The organism is Plantibacter flavus (assembly GCF_900177615.1).
Classification (GTDB): domain Bacteria; phylum Actinomycetota; class Actinomycetes; order Actinomycetales; family Microbacteriaceae; genus Plantibacter; species Plantibacter flavus.
Genome location: NZ_FXAP01000004.1, coordinates 172,018 through 186,472, shown reverse-complemented (window position 1 = coordinate 186,472; position 14,455 = coordinate 172,018). Strand labels below are relative to the sequence as shown.

Below are 14,455 nucleotides of genomic sequence, written 5' to 3'. Positions count from 1 at the left end.
TCTGTGACTTCGCCCAGGCAGCAGCCGTCGGACTCGACGGGATCGACCGGTGCACCCCGTCGCAGGGGTCCCGGTGCGCGCCGTGCGGCGCGGGTCGCCCTGGTGGCCGGTCTCGCGGTCGCGGCGCTCACCCTGAGCGGGTGCGTGACGGCCTTCCTGCCGCCGAAGGCCGCCGAGCCGACGTCGTCGTCCTCCTCGCCGGCGACGAGCGACGTCGATGCCGAGCTGAAGCCCTTCTACGAGCAGAAGCTCGACTGGAAGACCAGCGGCTGTGCCGACGGCTTCGAGTGCGCCACCGCGAAGGCGCCCATCGACTGGGACAACCCCTCGGACGGCGAACTCTCCCTGGCGCTCGTGCGTCACCAGGCGACGAACGGCAAGCCGATCGGCTCGCTCTTCATGAACCCCGGCGGCCCGGGTGGTTCCGGCTACAGCCTCGTCGCCGACAGCCTCGACTTCGCGGTCGACAAGGACCTCCAGGAGAACTTCGACGTCGTCGGCTTCGACCCGCGCGGTGTCGGCAAGTCGACGCCGGTGACCTGCCTGACCGACTCCGAGATGGACGCGTACCTGTACGACGTGACGCCGGGGAAGCGCGGCTCCGACGAGTGGATCGCCGCGAACGAGAAGGCCGCGAAGGACTTCGGCGACGCGTGTGCGGAGGAGACGGGCAAGATGCTCGAGTTCGTCGACACGCAGAGCGCTGCGAAGGACCTCGACATGCTGCGTGCAGCCGTCGGCGACAAGCAGCTCTACTACCTCGGCTACTCGTACGGCACCTTCCTCGGCGCGACGTACGCGGAGCTCTTCCCGAAGAACGTCGGGCGCCTCGTGCTGGACGGCGCGATCGACCCGTCGACATCGAACTTCGAGGTCGTCAAGGAGCAGGCCAAGGGCTTCGAGAGTGCTCTGCGTGCCTACCTCGAGGACTGCATGACGGGTAAGGACTGCCCGTTCAAGGGCTCCGTCGACAGCGCGATGACCGAGATCAAGACGCTCCTCGACGAGGTCGACGCGAACCCGATCCCCGGCGACGACGGACGTGAGCTGGGCGGCAACACCCTGCTCACGGCGATCATCTACCCGCTGTACCAGGCCGATGCGTGGCCGTACCTCAGCAAGATGTTCGCCGAGGTCATGCAGGGTGGGACCGACATCGCCTTCCAGTTCGCCGACGGCTACAACGGTCGCAGCGAGTCCGGCAAGTACGCCGACAACCAGACCGAGGCCTTCAACGCGATCAACTGCCTCGACTACAGCTACGACGACGACAAGACCAAGATGGCCGACGAAGCGAAGCAGCTGCAGGAGGCGGCTCCCGTGATCGGCGAGTACATGGCCTACGGCGACACGTTCTGCGCCAACTGGCCGTACCAGACGCGGACCGAGCGTGGGGAGATCCACGCGAAGGGTGCTGCGCCGATCCTTGTCGTCGGGACGACGAACGACCCGGCCACGCCGTACGTCTGGGCGCAGAACCTCGCGGAGCAGCTCGACAAGGGTCAGCTGATCACCTACAAGGGGGAGGGTCACACGGGCTACAACAAGGGCAGCGACTGCGTGAACCAGGCGGTCGACCAGTACCTCATCGACGGCACGGTGCCGTCGAAGGACCCGATGTGCAGTTGACGGCGGGATCCTGATGACCATGACGGCGCCGGCTGAACTCGGGCTCCGCGAGCGGAAGCGGCTCGCGACGCGTCGGGCGATCCAGCACGCGGTGCTGACGCTCGCGAGTGAGCAGGGGCTCGAGAACGTGACGGTCGAGGAGGTGAGCCGTCGGGCGGAGGTCTCGCCGCGGACCTTCTTCAACTACTTCGGGACGAAGGAGGAGGCGCTGATCGGCGACATCCCGCTGATCCCGGACGGTGACGCCCTGCACGCCTTCCTCACCGCGGGGCCCGCCACCGACGTGCTCACCGATCTGGGAGAGCTTCTTGCCAGGACCGTCGGTGATGCCGACGAGGACGTCGAGATCCACCATCTCCGCAAGGACGTGCTGCGCGACCACCCGCACCTGCTGGGTGCGCGGATCGCGAGTATGCGCGGCTTCGAGGAGGGCCTCTACAAGGTCGTCGAGCGCCGGGTGCTGAACGACGACCCGACACTCGTAAAGGACGCTGAGGCGCTGTTCGACCGCTGCTGGATGGTGACGATGGTGGGCTTCGCCGGCCTGCGTCATGCCTGGCGCTGCTGGGCCGATGCGCCGACCCCAGGGTCCCTTGCGGAGCGGATCCGTCGTTCTTTCGCCGAGCTGTACACGACGGTCCAAAAGCTGCGCTAACATGGATACTCGTGCGCCGGGCGACCAGTGCACGCGCCGCCCTAGCTCAGTCGGCAGAGCATCTCACTCGTAATGAGAAGGTCAAGGGTTCGATTCCCTTGGGCGGCTCCATCAGCTTCACCCGGCCGTTGCCCTGGAACATCCAGGTCAGCGGCTGTTCTGGTTTTCGGGGCTGCTCGTCCGCGGCCGCCGAATCCGGTGCGGAGACAGCCGTAGGATGACCTGATGGGTGCACTCGCCAGAGCCACGGACGCACAGATCGATGCCGTCTGCGAAGCCTTCACGTCGGTGTCGTGGCCGCTCGGTCGCGACGACTTCACGGCACTCGCGGAGCGTCTCGGGTGGCAGCTCAAACTGGAGACGTCGAGCGGTGTCCAGCACCGTTCCGGGTATCCCGTGAACCTGCCGACCGTTCGTTCGCTCGTCGCAGATGAAGCGATCTCCCAGGTCGTGATCGCTGTCTCCGACAAGAGCGACGACCCCGGCGCGCTGCGGAGCGCCGCATACGAGCTGCAGTCGGCGCTGAGCGTGCACTTTGGTCAGCCCGCCGGATCCCAGGTCGGAGACCTGCACTGGGAACTGGCGAACGGCGGCAGGATCTGGCTGAAGACGGTGCCCAAGAAGGTGCTGCTCGTCGTCGAGGACCAGCGGTTCGCCGACGTGGAGCGGGGCGAGGAGCGGCTGGGCATCGACCCCGGCCGCAAGCCGGGCGTCGGCGACGACACTGACTGATCCCGTCTGGTCGATTGCGGCGTCATGACGACCCGTCCGCCGGCCTGATGAACACGCTCGCGATCGCGGTGAGGAGGATGAGCGCGGCGGCGACGACGAGGCTGAGTTGCAGACCGGCGACGAAGCCCGTCGAGCCGGTGAGGAGCGCCCCGAAGACCGCGATGGCGACCGCACCGCCGAGTTGGCGGAAGGTGTTGAACACCGCACTCGCGGTGCCGGCGCGCGATGCCGGGACGCTCGCGAGGACCACGGAGGTCACCGGCGGCATCGCCACGGAACCTCCCGCGGCGGTGAAGCACGCGAAGACACCCACCCAGATCGGCGACCCCAGGTGCGCGGTGGCGACGGTGCCGACGAGCCCGACCACCATGAGGAACAACCCCGCCACGATCGGGACCCGCACACCGAACCGGTTGGCGACGGTGCCACTGACGATGTTGCCGACGACGGCGAAGAGGGCCGACGGGAGGAACACCAGGCCCGCGAGCAGCGGCGGCAGTCGGAGCTGCTGCTGCAGGAACAGACTGAGGACGAACACCGTCCCGAAGTTGCTCACCATGAACGCGAATCCGACGGCGAGGGCGATGCGCATACCGCTCGATCGGAACAGATCCAACGGCATCATCGGGTGCGCGCTCCTCGCCTGGATGACGAGGAACCCGACGATGCCGAGCAGCGCGACTCCGAGGCTGGCGACCACGACAGGACTGCCGAACCCGTCCGACCCGCCCTCGATGAGTCCGAACACCAGCGCCGTCGACGCGATGAGCCAGACGAACTGTCCGGCCCAGTCGAACGGTTCCGGCCGTGCAGGGGATGATGCGACCGTCCTGAGCAGCAGGAGCATCATGATGCAGACGGGCAGGTTGATCGCGAACACCAGTCGCCAGTCGAGCGTCGTCAACGCGCCGCCGAGGACCGGCCCGAGTGCGGTGGCGACCGCGCCGCCGACCGCCCAGACACCCAGGGCGCGAGCGCGCTCGCGCCCTCCTGGGAACGCCTCACGGATGAGCGCCATGGACGCCGGCAGCATCAACGCCGCACCGGCGCCCTGCAGGGCTCGAGCGGCGATGAGGACACCGATCGACGGGGCCACCGCACACGCGATCGACGTGACGAGGAAGACGGTGATGCCGACGCCGAACGCCCGTTTCGCGCCGAACCGCTCCGAGAGGTTACCGGCGAGGAGCAGGAGGGCCGCGAACAGCACCGTGTAGGCGTCGATCACCCACTGCAGCGATGCCGTCGTTCCACCGAGGTCTCGCGCGATGCTGGTGAGCGCGATGGTGACGATGAGGATGTCGAGGGTGATCAGGAAGAACCCGAGCGCAGCCAACAGCAGCGTCAGGCGTTGTCGCGGCTTCCGGCCTGCACGGTCGTCGGCGACGTCATCGTCCAAGGCCGGTGGTGACGCGCGGTGTGCTGCCGCGTTCCCGTGGTCGATCTGCATCCCTCGATCACACACCACCGGCGACGAAGCAGGGATACTCCGCCAGGGCACGTCTCAGGGCGGCGCGGGCACGTGAGACGCTGCGTGCCTGCCCGGACGGCCTCCACGAGGTCGAGGATGGGTGTCCTGCGGGAACACCCCAGCGCCGGAGGCCGCGTCATATCGTTGTCGGCATGAACAATCGAGACGAGGTGCGCGAGTTCCTGACGACCCGTCGGGACCGACTCGCGCCAGAGCAGGTGGAGCTGCCTGGCGGAACGAACCGACGCGTGCCGGGTCTGCGTCGCACCGAGGTCGCGATGCTCGCCGGAGTGAGCGTCGAGTACTACTCGCGTCTCGAGCGCGGGAACCTCTCGGGGGTGTCGGAGGCGGTCCTCGACGCGATCGGCACCGCACTGCGGTTGGACGACGCGGAGCGCTCCCACCTCACGGACCTCGCTCGGGCGGCGAACGAATCGCCGATCAGGGCCCGCCGACGGTCTGCGCCGGCCGGCGTGCGGCCCGGTATGCAACTCGCCCTCGACTCCATCACCGCAGGCCCGGCGTTCGTCCGGAACGGCCGCATGGACGTCCTCGCCGAGAACGCACTCTTCCGCGCGCTGTACGCCGACCTCTACGCGCTCCCGGAGCGCCCGGTGAACCTGGCTCGGTTCGTGTTCCTGCACCGCGACCTCGCGGAGGCGTTCTATCCGAGCTGGTCGACCTCGGCCGACATCAACGTCGCGATCCTGCGCACCGAGGCGGGGCGCAACCCGCACGATCGGGCCCTGCAGGACCTGGTGGGTGAGTTGTCGACGCGCAGCGAGGAGTTCCGCGTCCGTTGGGGCGCGCACAACGTCCGCCATCACACGTCCGGCGAGAAGGTGTTCCATCACCCGGTCGTCGGCGAGCTCCGCATGATCTACGAGGCGATGGAGCCGATGGATCAGCCCGGCCTGAACTTCCTGATCTACAGTGCCGAACCCGGATCACCGAGCGAGGAGTCACTCAAACTCCTCGCCAGCTGGGCGGCCACCTCCGGACACCCCTCGCCCCACCACTGACCCAAGGAGCACCAAGCATGGAGTACACCCGCCTCGGAGCGACCGGACTCCGCGTCAGCCGCCTCGCACTCGGCTGCATGACCTACGGCGATCCGAACCGCGGACTCCACCGCTGGACCCTCGATGAAGCAGCGTCAGCGCCGTTCTTCCGGCAGGCGGTCGAGCTGGGGATCACGTTCTGGGACACCGCGAACGTCTATCAACAGGGCAGCGGCGAGGAGTACGTCGGACGCGCGATCAAGCGGTTCAGTCGCCGTGAGGACATCGTCCTCGCGACGAAGGTGTCGGGGAGGATGCATGACGGGCCCGGGGGATCGGGACTCTCCCGAACAGCCATCCTCGAACAGGTCGACGCGTCGTTGCGACGACTCGGGACCGACCACATCGACGTGTACTACGTCCACCGCTTCGACGAGGAGACCCCGGTCGAGGAGACGATGCGAGCGCTCGACGACGTCGTCCGGGCGGGGAAGGTGCGCTACCTCGGCGCCTCCTCCATGTACGCCTGGCAGTTCGCGAAGCTGCAGACGGCCGCAGCGGTCCACGGGCTGACACCTTTCGTCGCGATGGAGAACCAGTACAACCTGCTGAAACGCGAAGAGGAACGGGAGATGATCCCGATGTGCGCGGACACCGGCGTCGGCCTCACGCCGTACTCGCCGAACGGTAAAGGACGGCTCGCCCGGCCGCGCGGTGCAGCCACGAACCGCTCGAACATCGACGAGGTGGCGAAGGCGTTCGACACGGACGCCGACGGCCCGATCATCGACGCCGTCGAGGAGATCGCCGTCGAGCGAGGCATCCCGATGGCGCAGGTCGCACTGGCCTGGGTCCTGCGGAACCCGACGGTCGCAGCTCCCATCATCGGTGCCACCAGACCGGCACACCTCACGGATGCCGCCGCCGCGCTCGACGTGCAGCTGACGGACGACGAGGTCGCCCGGCTCGAATCGCCCTACGTGACGCAAGCGCCCTTCTGGTGGTGAGCACCACTCGGCCCGGGCGCCTCAGCGACTGAGACGCCTCGGCGGCGGCGTCAGCCGACCGAGCGGCTCCGCCGGGCCAGCGGTAGACGGACGATGAAGGTGGTTCCGGGGTCACCGGTGGCGAACGCCTCGATCGTGCCGCGGTGCGCCTGCGCGATGGATCTTGCGATGGTGAGTCCGAGGCCCGAGCCGCGGATCGTCTCCTCGCGCACGTTGCCGGCCCGGTGGAACCGTTCGAAGACCCTGGCGAGTTCGTCCGTCGGGATGCCGATCCCCGTGTCGGTGACGCGGACGATCGCATCGACGCCGTCCGAGCGCACGCTCAGGAAGATCTCGCCGGCGCGGGTGTAGGTCACCGCGTTGTCGAGCATGATCGAGAGCAACTCCCGGAGGCGTGCTCGATCGCCGACGAGCTGCAGCGTCGGCACTGCAGCCGTGCGCAGCTCAACGCCGTCGGGCAGGCCGAGTCGTCGTCGCTCGTCGGCCGCCTCCAGGACGATGGCGCTGAGGTCGACGGGTTCGTCGGTGATCTCCAGATGGGGAGCGCTCGCTGCGAGGAACTGTTCAGCCAGACGCCCGAGATGATCGGCGCTCCGGCGGATGACGGCGAGCTGGGCCTGCACGCGGGGTGCGACGTCCGTGTCGTCGTCGAGCATGTCGAGATACCCGAGGATGCTCGTGAGGGGCGTCCGGAGCTCGTGGCTGAGGCTCGTGAGCGACTCGGTGCGCATCCGGACGGCTTCGGTGAGCTCGGTCACGTCCTGTCCGACGAGGAGCGCTCCGTTCGGTTCGCCGTCGGCGCCACTGACCGGTCGGCCGTTCGCGACGAGGGCTCGTTGCTTGCCGGGAGGCCCCACCCAGTAGAAGAAGTCGCGGACGTCCTGTCCATCGAGGACCCGCACGACCGGTTGGTCCTCCGTCGCCAGCGGGGTGACACCGTCCGCCGCCCAGATGAAGCGGGCGCCCCCGGTCGACGCGTCGTAGCCGGCCAGCGTCGCGAGTTCCACGGCGAGTCGGTTGTTGAGGATCTGGTCTCCGTGTTCGTCGAAGAAGACCAGTCCGACGTTCACCTCGTCGGCGACGGTGCGGAGCATCACGGCCAGCCGGTTCTGCCGCTCCAAGGCCTCGACCTTCGCCTCGCCCTCGGCCCGCACGCTCGCCTGGGCGCGTTCGAACCGTTGCGACTGCAGGCCGACGGCGAGGATGACCAGCACCAGCAGCAGGGTGAGCGCGACGAGCTCGCTCCGGTCCCGAGCGCTCTCGGGTGCCTCGCCGTACAGCAGGCTGGGCAGCCAGATGACGAGCACGCTCCCCACGAGAGCGAGGACGACGCCGAGACGTCCGAAGCTGTAGGACAGCCAGAGCACGGGGAAGGCGAGCAGCACGATCGAGGCGCCGAGGACGGGGGACACCGCATGGTTCACGAATCCCACGACGGCGAGGTCGGCGCTGACGAGGGTGAGCGCCCACGGGCGCGCGATCCGCTCCCACGGAAGCACGAGTGTCGCGACGAGCGCGAGTCCCATCACGGCCCAAGCCAGTTGGAGCTCGGTGACCCGGAGGACGGCCGGACTGGTGGTGCCGACGATCGCCGTGACGATCCCCACCCCCAGCGCCAGCGGACCCTGACTCCGGCTCAGCAGGCCGAGCCGAGGGTGGCGTTCGGTGCCTTCGATCCAGCGTGGCATCGGGCCTCCCAGGTGTCCCGCCCGGTGTCGGGCCAATTCACTGTATCGCCGTCGCGCCTGATGGGCGGCACCCGTGATCCGCCCTCACCCGCGGGCGCGTCCGCGCGACCGATGCCTACACTCGTCGCATGCGCTTCTTCCGACGCAAGACCCAGCAGCCACCGACCCCGCCCGCCGCGACCGAGCCGGATGCAGGCGGGCCCGACGAATCCGACGACCCCGACGACTTCGACGAGCGGGGATGGGACGCCGTCACGCAGGCCGCGTCGCAGCACTACTCGGGTGCCCGCGAGTTCCATGTCGCCTACTCGCCGGGACTGCACTTCGGGTCCGCTCTGCAGGGGTGTTCGGCATTGCCTGGGCCGGACCACTGGTTCTACGTCACCTACGGGCTCACCGAGCTGTGGGGCAAGGACTCCGACGATCCGACGACCAGCGGCTTCGGGTACGAGCTCACCATGCGCGTGCGCCGGTCGCCATCGGATGAGACACCGCCCCAGTGGCCGTACCGCGCGCTGATCGTCCTCGCGCAGTACGTGCGCAGTGGGCCGCAGGAGTTGTGGCTCGGGGACCGGATCAGGCTCGCCGACGGCGTGACCGACGATCCCGACGGCGCCCTCACCACCCTCGCCGTCACCGCCGACCCGGTGGTCGAACCCATCGAGACGCCGAACGGCCGGGTCGCCTTCTGGCAGGCCGTCGCGTTGACCGACGCCGACGTCGAAGAGGCGAAGCGGTCGACGACGGACGAGGTGCTGGAACGTCGGGCGGTCGACGAACCGCTGCTGATCATCGACCCGGATCGCCGCTGAGTCGTCGGCCGAACCGGGTCAGGCGCGGTCGCTCGTCGTCCTCCGGGGAGGCGGTCCGCTGCGGCGCTCGGGCACCGGCCCGGAGTCACACCACCCGTGCCCGCTCGTCGTCCAGCACGGTGAGGGCGAGCTCGCAGAACATCGATTCGGCCCAGGAGAACCAGGGTCGCGAGTAGACGGTCGGATCGTCGACGTCGATGCTCTCGTGCACCCGGCCCGTTCCGGCATCGGTGTCGGCGATCATCCGCAGCAGACGGCGACGTTCGGCCGGGGTGCCCACCAGTCCTTCGACGGCGAGGGCGATCGGCCAGACCCGCCGATCACGGGTGTGCGGACTCCCGACGCCGCGCAACACCGAGCCCTCGAACCAGTACGGGTTCGCCGGACTCAGCACGACGTCGCGCGTGGCCGCCCACACGGCCGGATCGAGGACGGTCGGTGCGATCAGGGGGAGCGAGAGCAACGACGGCGTGTTCGCGTCGTCCATGATGAGGCTGCCCCCGAGCCCGTCGACCTCGTAGGCGTAGATCGGGACGCCACCCGGCCCGGGCACGACCCCGTGCGCCTGGACGCCGGCGACGAGTTCGGCGGACAGGGTGCGGGCTTCCCCAGCCAACGGCATGTCTTGGAGCACCTCGGTCGCGATCTCGGCGAGCGCGAGCAGCGCTTCCGCAGCGAAGAGGTTGGCCGGGATGTTGTACCCGAACGTGCAGGCGTCGTCGGACGGCCGGAACGCGCTCCACGTCATGCCGGTCTCAGCGACGGGGGAACCTCGACCGCCGCGCGGCAGCGTCTCGGTGGGGATGGCGGTCGCCCGCTCGAACCGGTACGGAGAGGTGTCGTGTCGCTGCTCGGCGCGGAGCTGGTCGACGACGGTCCGCAGCACGCCGGGCGTGGGGGCGTCGAGCAGGAACCCGGTCCGCCCGGTCCTGCGCCACAGCGCGTGCGCGAGGGTGATCGGGTAGGCGAGGCTGTCGACCTCGTACTTCTGCTCCCAGACCGCCGGATCCTCGCACACGTCTGCTGGCTCGTAGTGGGCTCCGGTCGGTCCGTCGTTGAACGCGTTGGCATACGGGTCGTGGGCGATGAACCCGAACTGCCGTCGGACGACCTGCTCCACGAGGTCGGCCAGTTGCCCACTGCGTTCGAGGAACCGCAGATACGGGGTGAGCTGGGTCGTGGAGTCGCGGAGCCACATCGCCGGGATGTCTCCCGTGATGACGAACACCTGTCCTGACGGGCCGACGCCGACGGTGTCGGTGAGCGTGGCCAGCAACGCCCTGCCGACCAGATCGCCGATCCGGCCGTCGGTGACCCGTCCCACCTCTTCGGCGGCGTCGGTGAGCAGCTCACGGGTGCGGGCGTCCGGGGCGAAGGGGGTCAGTGTTCCCATCCCGTGCGTCCTTCCTCATCGGTGACCCGCACGACGAGGGCGTCGGGCGGAGGATCGTGGCTCGGGTCCGTCCAGGCGACCACCTCCACGGGGGCGGCGACCGGACGACCACTCGCCCAGGAGCCGAGTTCGTCGAGACCGAGGGTGAACCCGACGGCGGTCGTGGACCCGGCAGCGACCCGGACACGTTCGACGGCGAGCAGACTGCGCCGGCGTGGACGGATGCCGAGCTCGTGCCTGCGTCCGTAGAGCGGCACCGCGAGGGAGGCGGTCCGGTCGGAGTCGTTGACCAGGTCGGCGGTCAGCGTGGCCGAGCCTCCGTCACGCAGCGCCTCCGAGGTGAGCGTCACGCTGTCGGGACGCAGCGTCACCGATACAGCGGGAGCGCCGCTACCGAGCAGGCTGCCCGCGGGGTGCCGAGCGTCGACGTACCCTCGGGCCGTCTCCAACCGCTCGTCGTGTGCGACGGGCAGCACGCCGTCGCTCGCGGGGAATGTCGCCGGAAGCAGCCCACCGCCGACACCGCTCGCGAGCACGTCGACGATCGCGGATCCGCCCCCGGGGCCGGGGAACGGTGCGACGATCAGCGCGTCGGACAGCGCGACGAGTGGCCCGAGGGGACGTGGACGACCGTCGATCAGCACGGCGATCACGACGGGGACGGCCGCCCGGGCGGCACGGAGGAGGTCGAGTTGCGCCTCGGGCAGGGCGAGGCGTGAGAGGTCGACGCCCTCACCGTTGGTGGTGTCTGGCGCGGGGCCGTCGACGGCGCCGTTGTCCGCGAACTCGTCGTCGTAGCTGCGCCGACTGGTCCCACCCAGCACGACGACGGCCGCGTCCGTCCCGGACAGTGCCGCGGCCACCTGTTCCGCCGCATCACCCGGCAGCCCGGAACGGTGCGACGTGCCCTGCGCGTAACGAATGTTGCCGATGCCGTGACGCGCCTCGAGCGCGGACCGCACCGTGGAGGCCTGCGGGTCGTCGGCCGGCCGCGGCGGGGTGTAGTCGCCGAGCTGGGCGTCGAGATCGTCGGCGTTCGGCCCGATCACGGCGACCACTGCGGAAGCGCGGAGCGGCAGTGCGTCGTCGTCGTGCACGAGGACACAGGACTGTACCGCTGCACGGCGCACGAGTTCGAGGAACTCCCGCGGAGGGTGGCACCTGGCCGGATCGGCGACGGCGTACTCCGGCGCTTCCTCGAGCAGGCCGACACGCCTCTTCAGCGCGAGGACCCGGTCTGCGGCGCGGGTCACGAGCGCCTGATCGAGGAGACCGCGTTCGACCGCCTCCTCCACGTGCGTGAAGGCCTCGTCCCACAGGCTCAGATCGACCCCCGCTGTGATGGCGAGTGCCGCGGCGCTCGCCGGATCGGGCGTACTGTCGCGCAACCGGTCCACCGCCGTGCCGTCGGCCATGACGATCCCCTCCCAGCCCCAGTCCTCGCGGAGGACCCCGGTGAGGAGGTCCGCGTTGGCGCTGCACGGGATGCCGTCGATGTCGTTGTACGCCGCCATGAATCCGGCGACGCCGGCCAGAGCGGCCACGTACGCCGGTCGCAGGTGGATCTCGCCGAGCTCGCGGCCGCCGATCGGCGCGCCTGACCCGTTCCGCCCTCCGATGCCGGCGCCTTGCCCGGCCAGGTGCTTCGCCACCACGGCGATGCGGTCGTCGGCGATCCGGCCGTGCGTGCCACGCCCCTGCATGCCCCGCACGGTCGCCTCCATGAGCAGCGCGGCCAGCGCTGGGTCCTCGCTGAAGCACTCCTCCGCGCGGCCCCAGCGGGGATCGCGCAGCACGTCGAGCCCGGAGACGAGCGCCACGTGCGTGCCTCGTGCCCTGGCCTCGGCTGCCACCTGGGCGCCGAGCGCTTCCACGAGGTCGACGTCCATCCCGGCACCGAGCGCGAGGTTCACCGGGAGCGTGGTGCCGCCGAGTGCCATGAGGCCGTGTGGGACCTCCTCGACGAAGAGCGTCGGCAGCCCGGATCCGCGAGTGCGGACGACCTCCTGCACCGCCTCGTAGGCCTCCGCGCTCCGTTCGGGCGGGATGCCGTTGCTCCATCGCACCTGCGACCACGGGTCGGCACGCAGGACGCCGTAGATCGCGCCGATCCCGCCCCACCGGTCGACCTCGCGTCGGAGGACGTCGGTGACGCGTGGGGCGCCGTCGACCCATTCGACGGCCTCCCACCCTTTGAGTCGCTGGTTGATCTGGCCGATCCGCTCGCGCAGGCTGAGCTCGGCCGTCGACCGGGTCATCCCTTGACGGCTCCCGACACCAGCGCCTTCTGCATCTGCTTCTGGAGGACCGTGTAGACGAGGTAGACCGGCAGCAGGGTGAGCAGGGTTCCGGCCATGAGGACACCGTAATCGGTGCCGGCGTCGACCTTGAGCGTCGGCAGCGCGACCTGGATGGTGCGTTGGGCGGTGTCGGGGCCGATCAGGATGAGCGGGTAGAGGTAGGAGTTCCAGAACGACAGGAAGTTCAGCAGCAGCACCGTCGCGATGCCGGGGATGCAGATGGGGAGGTACACCTGGCGCAGGACCTGCAGCGTGGACGCGCCGTCCATGGATGCGGCCTCCTCGAGCTCGCGCGGGATCGTCCGCATGAACGCGGTGAGGATCACGATCGACAGCGGGAGTGCGGTGGCCGGGAGCAGCAGGACGACGAAGGTGCGGGTGTGGAACAGCCCGACGGCAGCGGCGAGGAGGAACGTCGGGAACAACGCCGCGAAGGCGGGGATCAGGAAGCCGAGGTTGAAGACGTTCTCGATGACCTTCCCGAGCCGGCCCTGCGCCCGTGCGAGCGCGAACGCCGCGGGGAGGGCGAGCAACAGGGTGAGCACGAGTGCACTGATCGTGGTGAGCGCCGAGTTCGCGATCGCGAGCCCGAGGTCCGCCTGCCGGAACGCGGTGGCGAAGTTCGAGAGGTCCCACGACGTCGGCAGCGCCAGCGGCGATTCGAAGATCTCCTCGTTCGTCTTGAACGACGAGGAGATGAAGTAGTAGAAGGGGATGAGCAGGATCGCCGCGTACAGCCAGGCGAGGGTGCCGCTCGTGAGGGACCCCAACCGATCACGGAGGGGGAGGACGGTGCGTGATGCCATGAGAGTCTCCTGGATCCGATCAGTGGGTGGCGCGCAGGGTCCGGCGGATCAGCCACATGCCGAGCAGCCCGAGGACGAACAGGACCACACCGACCGCCTGGCTGTAGCCGAGGTCCGTCTCGACGAACGCCTTGCTGTAGATGAGGTACGACAGTGTCATCGTCGAGGTGCCCGGACCGCCCTGGGTGAGGAGGAGGACCGTCTGTGCCGAGTTGAACAGCAGCGACAGGAACTGGAGCATGGTGACCACGCCGATGAAGTCGCGGGCGATGGGCCAGTACATCCGCCAGGCGATGCGCCAGTCGCTCGCGCCGTCCACACGGGCCGCCTGCACGATCTCAGTGTCGACGCCGTCGAGACGGGCGGCGATCAGCACGGCCGAGTAGCCGATGCCGCTCCACAGTTCCACGGCGATGATGGCGCCGAGCGCGGTCGACGGGTTCGCCAGCCAGGCGTTGCCCGCCAGGCCGAGCGGTGCGAGCAGGCCGTTGACGAGTCCGTCCGGGTTGAGCATGGCGTAGAACACCATGGCGGTCGCCGGCGCCGAGATCAGCGCAGGGATGAACAGGATGTACCGCAGGACGCGGTGCCCGCGGGGCTTCTGCACGACGTAGAAGGCGAGGAGGAACGCCAGCACGATCATGATCGGGAGTCCGACGACGATCTGCACGGCGGAGTTGCCGAGGGCCGCCCAGAAGGTGGCGTCCGCGAAGACGGTCCGGAAGTTGTCCAGGCCGGCGAAGGACGGGGTCTCGAGCATCCCCGGCCAGCGCAGGAAGGCGATCACGAAGATCGCGACGACCGGTCCGATCATGAAGACCGCGTACCAGATGAGCGCCGGGAGAGCGAGGCCGGGGAAGCGCTCCCGGAGCGGAGAGCGCCGTGGACGAGCGCCGGGTGGTCGGGCGGAGACGGGTCGTCCCGTCGTGGGGGTGGCTTCGAGCACGGTCATGATGTCCTT

12 protein-coding genes and 1 tRNA gene are annotated in these 14,455 nt (G+C 69.3%); 7 read left to right on the top strand and 6 right to left on the bottom strand.

Features of this window, described 5'->3' with window-relative positions:
* Window positions 1–3 precede the first annotated feature (3 nt).
* The 4 genes from B9Y95_RS13465 (at window position 4) to B9Y95_RS13450 (ending at window position 3,016) form a co-directional block, all read left to right on the top strand.
* On the top strand, window positions 4–1,629 hold the full coding sequence (locus tag B9Y95_RS13465; RefSeq protein WP_085512406.1) for an alpha/beta hydrolase: 1,626 nt from the start codon (window positions 4–6) through the stop codon (window positions 1,627–1,629).
* A 19-nt stretch (window positions 1,630–1,648) separates the two neighbouring features.
* Window positions 1,649–2,284 carry a TetR/AcrR family transcriptional regulator gene (locus B9Y95_RS13460; RefSeq protein WP_234994107.1) on the top strand — a complete coding sequence of 212 codons (636 nt, stop codon included), beginning with the start codon at window positions 1,649–1,651 and terminating at the stop codon, window positions 2,282–2,284.
* A gap of 35 nt (window positions 2,285–2,319) precedes the next feature.
* Window positions 2,320–2,395: transfer RNA gene (locus B9Y95_RS13455), tRNA-Thr, on the top strand.
* 114 nt (window positions 2,396–2,509) lie between these two features.
* A complete protein-coding gene (locus tag B9Y95_RS13450; RefSeq protein WP_085512402.1) occupies window positions 2,510–3,016 on the top strand; it encodes a DUF6301 family protein in 507 nt (168 codons plus the stop codon).
* Window positions 3,017–3,038: 22 nt separating this feature from the next.
* Here B9Y95_RS13450 and B9Y95_RS13445 read toward each other — a convergent pair whose 3' ends face one another.
* Complete coding sequence (locus B9Y95_RS13445; RefSeq protein ID WP_085512400.1) at window positions 3,039–4,466, bottom strand: MFS transporter; 1,428 nt, start codon at window positions 4,464–4,466, stop codon at window positions 3,039–3,041.
* A 173-nt stretch (window positions 4,467–4,639) separates the two neighbouring features.
* On the opposite strand from B9Y95_RS13445, the gene B9Y95_RS13440 reads away from it, so the two are divergent.
* On the top strand, window positions 4,640–5,509 hold the full coding sequence (locus B9Y95_RS13440; RefSeq protein WP_327083100.1) for a helix-turn-helix transcriptional regulator: 870 nt from the start codon (window positions 4,640–4,642) through the stop codon (window positions 5,507–5,509).
* A gap of 17 nt (window positions 5,510–5,526) precedes the next feature.
* A complete protein-coding gene (locus tag B9Y95_RS13435) occupies window positions 5,527–6,495 on the top strand; it encodes an aldo/keto reductase (RefSeq protein ID WP_085512398.1) in 969 nt (322 codons plus the stop codon).
* A gap of 50 nt (window positions 6,496–6,545) precedes the next feature.
* On the opposite strand, the gene B9Y95_RS13430 is transcribed toward B9Y95_RS13435, so the two are convergent.
* Window positions 6,546–8,183 (bottom strand): ATP-binding protein, encoded by a 1,638-nt coding sequence (locus tag B9Y95_RS13430; protein ID WP_085512396.1) that lies wholly within the window; start codon window positions 8,181–8,183, stop codon window positions 6,546–6,548.
* A 128-nt stretch (window positions 8,184–8,311) separates the two neighbouring features.
* Here B9Y95_RS13430 and B9Y95_RS13425 point away from each other — a divergent pair, with 128 nt between their 5' ends.
* Window positions 8,312–8,995, top strand: coding sequence for a suppressor of fused domain protein (locus B9Y95_RS13425; RefSeq protein ID WP_085512394.1), 684 nt, complete (start codon window positions 8,312–8,314; stop codon window positions 8,993–8,995).
* Window positions 8,996–9,080: 85 nt separating this feature from the next.
* On the opposite strand, the gene B9Y95_RS13420 is transcribed toward B9Y95_RS13425, so the two are convergent.
* From B9Y95_RS13420 to B9Y95_RS13405, 4 genes are read right to left on the bottom strand one after another with little or no spacing between them, the layout of a single operon-like run.
* Window positions 9,081–10,388 (bottom strand): glycoside hydrolase family 125 protein, encoded by a 1,308-nt coding sequence (locus B9Y95_RS13420; RefSeq protein WP_085512392.1) that lies wholly within the window; start codon window positions 10,386–10,388, stop codon window positions 9,081–9,083.
* The gene (locus B9Y95_RS13415; RefSeq protein ID WP_085512390.1) at window positions 10,376–12,646 is read right to left on the bottom strand and encodes a glycoside hydrolase family 3 N-terminal domain-containing protein; all 2,271 of its coding nucleotides are present in this window, start codon (window positions 12,644–12,646) and stop codon (window positions 10,376–10,378) included. Before B9Y95_RS13415 ends, B9Y95_RS13420 begins: the two co-directional genes overlap by 13 nt.
* Window positions 12,643–13,494: a carbohydrate ABC transporter permease gene (locus B9Y95_RS13410; protein WP_085512388.1), complete on the bottom strand. Its 852-nt coding sequence runs from the start codon at window positions 13,492–13,494 to the stop codon at window positions 12,643–12,645. Before B9Y95_RS13410 ends, B9Y95_RS13415 begins: the two co-directional genes overlap by 4 nt.
* A 19-nt stretch (window positions 13,495–13,513) precedes the next feature.
* Entirely contained in the window at window positions 13,514–14,446 is a 933-nt protein-coding gene (locus tag B9Y95_RS13405; RefSeq protein ID WP_085512386.1) for a carbohydrate ABC transporter permease, read from the bottom strand.
* Window positions 14,447–14,455: the final 9 nt, after the last annotated feature.

What these genes read in the sequence shown, in the direction of transcription:
- B9Y95_RS13460 (WP_234994107.1), top strand. Translation starts at nt 1,649, where the DNA reads ATGACGGCGCCGGCTGAACTCGGGCTCCGCGAGCGGAAGCGGCTCGCG.
- B9Y95_RS13450 (WP_085512402.1), top strand. Translation starts at nt 2,510, where the DNA reads ATGGGTGCACTCGCCAGAGCCACGGACGCACAGATCGATGCCGTCTGC.
- B9Y95_RS13445 (WP_085512400.1), bottom strand. Translation starts at nt 4,466, where the DNA reads ATGCAGATCGACCACGGGAACGCGGCAGCACACCGCGCGTCACCACCG.
- B9Y95_RS13440 (WP_327083100.1), top strand. Translation starts at nt 4,640, where the DNA reads ATGAACAATCGAGACGAGGTGCGCGAGTTCCTGACGACCCGTCGGGAC.
- B9Y95_RS13435 (WP_085512398.1), top strand. Translation starts at nt 5,527, where the DNA reads ATGGAGTACACCCGCCTCGGAGCGACCGGACTCCGCGTCAGCCGCCTC.
- B9Y95_RS13430 (WP_085512396.1), bottom strand. Translation starts at nt 8,183, where the DNA reads ATGCCACGCTGGATCGAAGGCACCGAACGCCACCCTCGGCTCGGCCTG.
- B9Y95_RS13425 (WP_085512394.1), top strand. Translation starts at nt 8,312, where the DNA reads ATGCGCTTCTTCCGACGCAAGACCCAGCAGCCACCGACCCCGCCCGCC.
- B9Y95_RS13420 (WP_085512392.1), bottom strand. Translation starts at nt 10,388, where the DNA reads ATGGGAACACTGACCCCCTTCGCCCCGGACGCCCGCACCCGTGAGCTG.
- B9Y95_RS13415 (WP_085512390.1), bottom strand. Translation starts at nt 12,646, where the DNA reads ATGACCCGGTCGACGGCCGAGCTCAGCCTGCGCGAGCGGATCGGCCAG.
- B9Y95_RS13410 (WP_085512388.1), bottom strand. Translation starts at nt 13,494, where the DNA reads ATGGCATCACGCACCGTCCTCCCCCTCCGTGATCGGTTGGGGTCCCTC.
- B9Y95_RS13405 (WP_085512386.1), bottom strand. Translation starts at nt 14,446, where the DNA reads ATGACCGTGCTCGAAGCCACCCCCACGACGGGACGACCCGTCTCCGCC.